1 protein-coding gene and 1 pseudogene are annotated in these 4,590 nt (G+C 62.1%); both read left to right on the top strand.

Annotation, left to right across the window (positions count from 1 at the left end; translation table 11 throughout):
- A pseudogene (locus AC2VOG_RS14810) lies at nucleotides 1–2,715 on the top strand (MMPL/RND family transporter); the annotation flags it as partial.
- Between the two features lie 322 nt (nucleotides 2,716–3,037).
- Nucleotides 3,038–4,546 (top strand): glycoside hydrolase family 183 protein, encoded by a 1,509-nt coding sequence (locus AC2VOG_RS14805; RefSeq protein WP_486940640.1) that lies wholly within the window; start codon nucleotides 3,038–3,040, stop codon nucleotides 4,544–4,546.
- The last annotated feature ends 44 nt before the right edge of the window (nucleotides 4,547–4,590 follow it).

Genomic DNA, 4,590 nt, shown 5'->3' with positions numbered 1-4,590 from the left:
TCGCTGAGTCCCAGGGACGCTCCGTCGGTCCAGGCCATGATGCGGATGGGCAAAGACTTCCAAGAATCCGATTCGGACAGCTCTGCGATGGTGGTGCTCGAAGGGCAGCAACCGCTCGGGGAGGACGCGCGAAGTTACTACGCCGGACTGGTCCGTGAATTACGCGACGACACAACGCATGTGCAACATGTGCAGGATTACTGGGGAGACCGGCTGACGGCGTCTGGCGCGCAGAGCCCCGACGGTACGTCGGTCTATCTGCAACTGAACCTGGCCGGCAACCAGGGAACGACCTTGGGCGACGAGTCCGTCGCGGCAGTCCGCAACATCGTGCAGCGGACGTCGCCGCCTCCCGGAATCAATGTCTATCTCACCGGCGCGGCTCCGCTGGTGTCGGATATGCAGCGCAGCGGAAACGATTCGATTCTCAAGATCACCGCGGTAACCGGTGTGGTGATTTTCGTCATCCTGCTCGTGGTGTATCGATCGATCGTCACGACCATTCTGTTGTTGCTCACGGTCGGGATCGAAGTCGAAATGGCCCGCGGGGTTGTCGCGTTTCTCGGCCACAACAATCTTCTCGTTCTCTCCACGTTTGCCACGAACCTGCTGATGTCGTTGGCGATGGCGGCCGGAACTGACTACGGGATATTCTTTCTCGGCCGATACCAGGAGGCACGGCAAGCGGGCGAGGACCCGGAATCGGCCTACTACACCACATTTCGGGGCGTCGCTCCTGTCGTGTTGGCCTCCGGGTTGACCATCGCGGGGGCGATCCTCTGCTTGGGTGCCACCCGGATGCCCTACTTCCAGACCATGGGCATCCCCTGCGCCGTCGGCCTGATCGTTGCGGTTGCGGTGGCCCTCACCTTGGTGCCCGCAGTCATTGCCATTGCCGGCCGCTTCGGGATTTTCGACCCCAGACGCAAGATCGGGGTTTTCGGGTGGCGGCGGGTCGGCACGGTAATCGTCCGGTGGCCCGTGCCCATCCTGGTGTGCACCTGCGCGATCGCACTACTGGGCCTGTTGACGCTGCCGGGCTACAAAACGAGCTACAACGCGCGCCTCTACATTCCCCAAGATATTCCGTCTAATTTGGGTTTCGCGGCCGCTGATCGCCATTTCTCACAAGCCCGGATGATGCCAGAGATTGTCATGATCGAGTCCGACCATGATATGCGTAATCCATCGGATTTCCTGGTGCTGAACAAATTGGCCAAGGGAGTTTTCAAAGTTCCCGGGATCTCCCGCGTTCAAGGTATAACGCGTCCCGAGGGCACGCCGATCGACCATACCTCGATACCGTTCATGATCAGCATGCAAAATGCCAGCCAGGTGCAGAGCATGACCTACATGAAGGCTCGCGTCAACGACTTTCTCAAACAGGCCGACGACTTGGCCAAAACGACCGTCCTGATGGAGCGCATGTACAGCTTGGCGCAGGACCTCACGATCACAACGCATCACACGATTATCAAATCAAAAGAACTCAGCATTGTGCTTGCTGAATTACTGGGCCACGTTTCGGATTTTGAGGATACTTGGCGACCTATCCGCAGCTATTTTTATTGGGAGAAACACTGCTACGACATACCTGTCTGCTGGTCGCTGAGGTCGATATTCGACATTCTCGACGGTGTCGGCCAATTGGCCGATAAAATGGAGGATCTGATCAAAGACCTCGACCACATGGACAAGCTGATGCCGGAGCTGATAGCCCAGTTCCCGGCGATGATCGCCATCATGAGGTCTACTCGGACGATGATCCTGACGATGCACAGCACCATGGCCGGGACCTTCAAAGAGATGGACGAAGCCGGCCAGAACGCCATGGCTTTGGGACAGGCTTACGACGCCGCGAAAAACGACGATTCCTTCTATCTCCCTCCCGAGATTTTCAAGAACGCCGACTTCCAGCGTGCGATGAGTTCCTTCCTGTCTCCGGACGGGAAGGCCGCGCGATTCGTCGTGTCGCAGCGCGGTGACCCCGCGACGCCCCAGGCGATTTCACGGGTCGAACGGATAAAAACAGCGGCCGAGGAGTCACTCAAGGGCACACCGCTGGCCAACGCGAAAATTTACATCGCGGGCGCGGCGTCGACCTACAAAGATTGGCGAGACGGCTCCAAAATAGATCTTCTGATCGCCTGCATCGGCGCGCTCTGCCTGATTTTCGCCATTATGCTGATCATCACCCGCAGCTTGGTGGCCGCACTGGTTATTGTCGGTACGGTGGCGCTGTCGCTGGGCGCATCATTTGGAATATCGGTGCTGATTTGGCAGTACATTCTGGGCATACAGTTGTATTGGATGGTTCTTCCGATGTCGGTGATCATCCTGTTGGCGGTGGGTTCTGACTACAACCTGCTGTTGGTGTCCCGTTTCAAAGAGGAACTCGGTGCGGGCATCGACACTGCGATCATTCGCGCAATGGGTGGAACCGGAAAGGTCGTCACCACCGCCGGGCTGGTGTTCGCTTTCACGATGGCTTCGATGGCGGTCAGCGAGCTGCGGATTATCGGCCAGATCGGTAGCACCATCGGTCTCGGCCTGATGTTTGACACGTTGGTCGTGCGCTCGTTCATGACGCCGTCCATTGCCGCGCTGCTGGGACGTTGGTTCTGGTGGCCGCAGGCCGTTCGCCCGCGCCCGGCCAGTGCCCTGCTGCAGCCCCACGGATCCCGTTCTCTGGTCCGGGCGCTGCTGTCGAACGAGCGTGCGGTCAACGTGGGATTTCCCGACCGCAACGGGACCGCACAGCAGCAACGCCCGGCCCAGGACGCCGACACCCAGCCGCTCCTGGTGGTTGGAACCGGGCACCGCCGGCAAGTCAAGGTCCCCGACCGGTTTACCACGGCGCAGCCGGATTTCGGCAACGGCGCCTCGTCGGGCGGGGCGGGGCAGCGCTTTTCAACTCGCTGAACTCGGCTGTCTGGCGGCGCTTTTCGTCGTCCCCGGTCGAGTTGCGACACGGTCACAGATGCGTACCCATTGAACGCCAGGAAGCCCCAGGGGCCACATCCGCATCTATCGTCACATGGGTAACCGCGGACGTCAACGTGTTGCAACGGCGACGGTTCGCCCCGTGGAGAGGTGGTACATGCCGACGATCCGTCGAATTGCTTCGGTACCCGTGGCGCTGGTGACTGTCGTCGGGCTCATCGTGCCGATCGGCTATGCGCCGCCCGCCTTCGCGGTCCCGTGTAGCGCTCCGGAGGCCAACGTCCCGCCGCCGGCCGGAATGCCGGCCATCCCCTCGCCCGGGCCGGTTGCGCCGCCGACCGGGCGCCGTCCGCGCGGTACCAACGACAACGCGCCGCTGCCCAAACTCGGCCCACTGATCTCGGGCCTGCTCAAAGCAATTCCGCAACGTCCGACGCAACTCCAGGCGGCGGTGACGCCCGTGCCGCCGGTTCCCGGAGCCGCCGCTCCGCTGTCACCCAACGCCAACCAGGCTGTCCCAGAGGCGGTTCCCGTGCCGCCGGCGCCACCGCCCGCCGGGATCGCCGGCGCCCCCACCTCGCTGGTCGACTTTGTCACCGGGCCCAACAGTCCCAACCAAACCCTGCAGCGCTTCGGCATCTCCGGCACCGACCTCGGGATCCCCTGGGACAATGGTGATCCCGCTAACCGACAAGTGCTGATGGCGTTCGGAGACACCTTCGGCTACTGCGCGGTGCACGGCCAGCAGTGGCGGTACAACGTGCTGTTCCGCAGCAACGACCATGACCTCTCGCACGGCATCCACGTCGCCGACGGTGTGCCCAACAATCCGTACTCCGGCTCGCCGGTGTGGGTGCCCGGCCTGTCCAAGCAGGTGCTCAACAGCATTCACAAGGCCAGCCACGAGACCGGCATGATCCCGACCTCTGCCATCTCACTCGGGCGCACCCAATACATGAACTTCATGTCGATCAAGAACTGGGGCCGCGACGGCGAATGGTCGACGAATTATTCGGGTATCGCCCGCTCGTTGGACAACGGTCAGTCGTGGGGCGTTTACCCCGGCAGCATCCGGCTGGCCGCCGCCGACACCGTGCCCGGTGCCCGCTTCTTCCCCGGCAACGAGAATTTCCAGATGGGCGCGTTCATGCACGGCAAGGACGGCTATCTCTACAACTTCGGAACACCCTCCGGCCGTAGCGGCGCCGCGTTCCTGTCCCGGGTACCGCCGAACGCGTTGCCGGATCTCGGTAAGTACCAGTACTGGAACGGTGAGGGGCGCGGCTGGGTCCCAGTCGATCCCGCCGCGGCGACGCCGATCTTCCCGGGCCCGGTCGGCGAGCTGTCGGCGCAGTACAACGACTACCTCAAGCAGTATCTGGTGCTCTATACCAACGGTGGCAACAACGACGTCGTGGCGCGCACCGCGCCGGCGCCGGAGGGGCCGTGGAGCCCCGAGCAGCCGCTGGTGTCGTCGTTCCAAATGCCGGGGGGTATCTATGCGCCAATGATCCACCCGTGGTCCAGTGGCAGGGACCTGTACTTCAACCTGTCGCTGTGGTCGGCGTACGACGTGATGTTGATGCACACCGTGCTGCCCTAGCCACGCTGAGTCGTCTGGCTCGTACGTTCGGGGTCATGATCGCC

The sequence above is a fragment of the Mycobacterium sp. TH-M11 genome (assembly GCF_057473725.1).
Note: the sequence above shows the minus strand (reverse complement) of the source record. Positions and strands in the feature narration are given on the sequence as shown.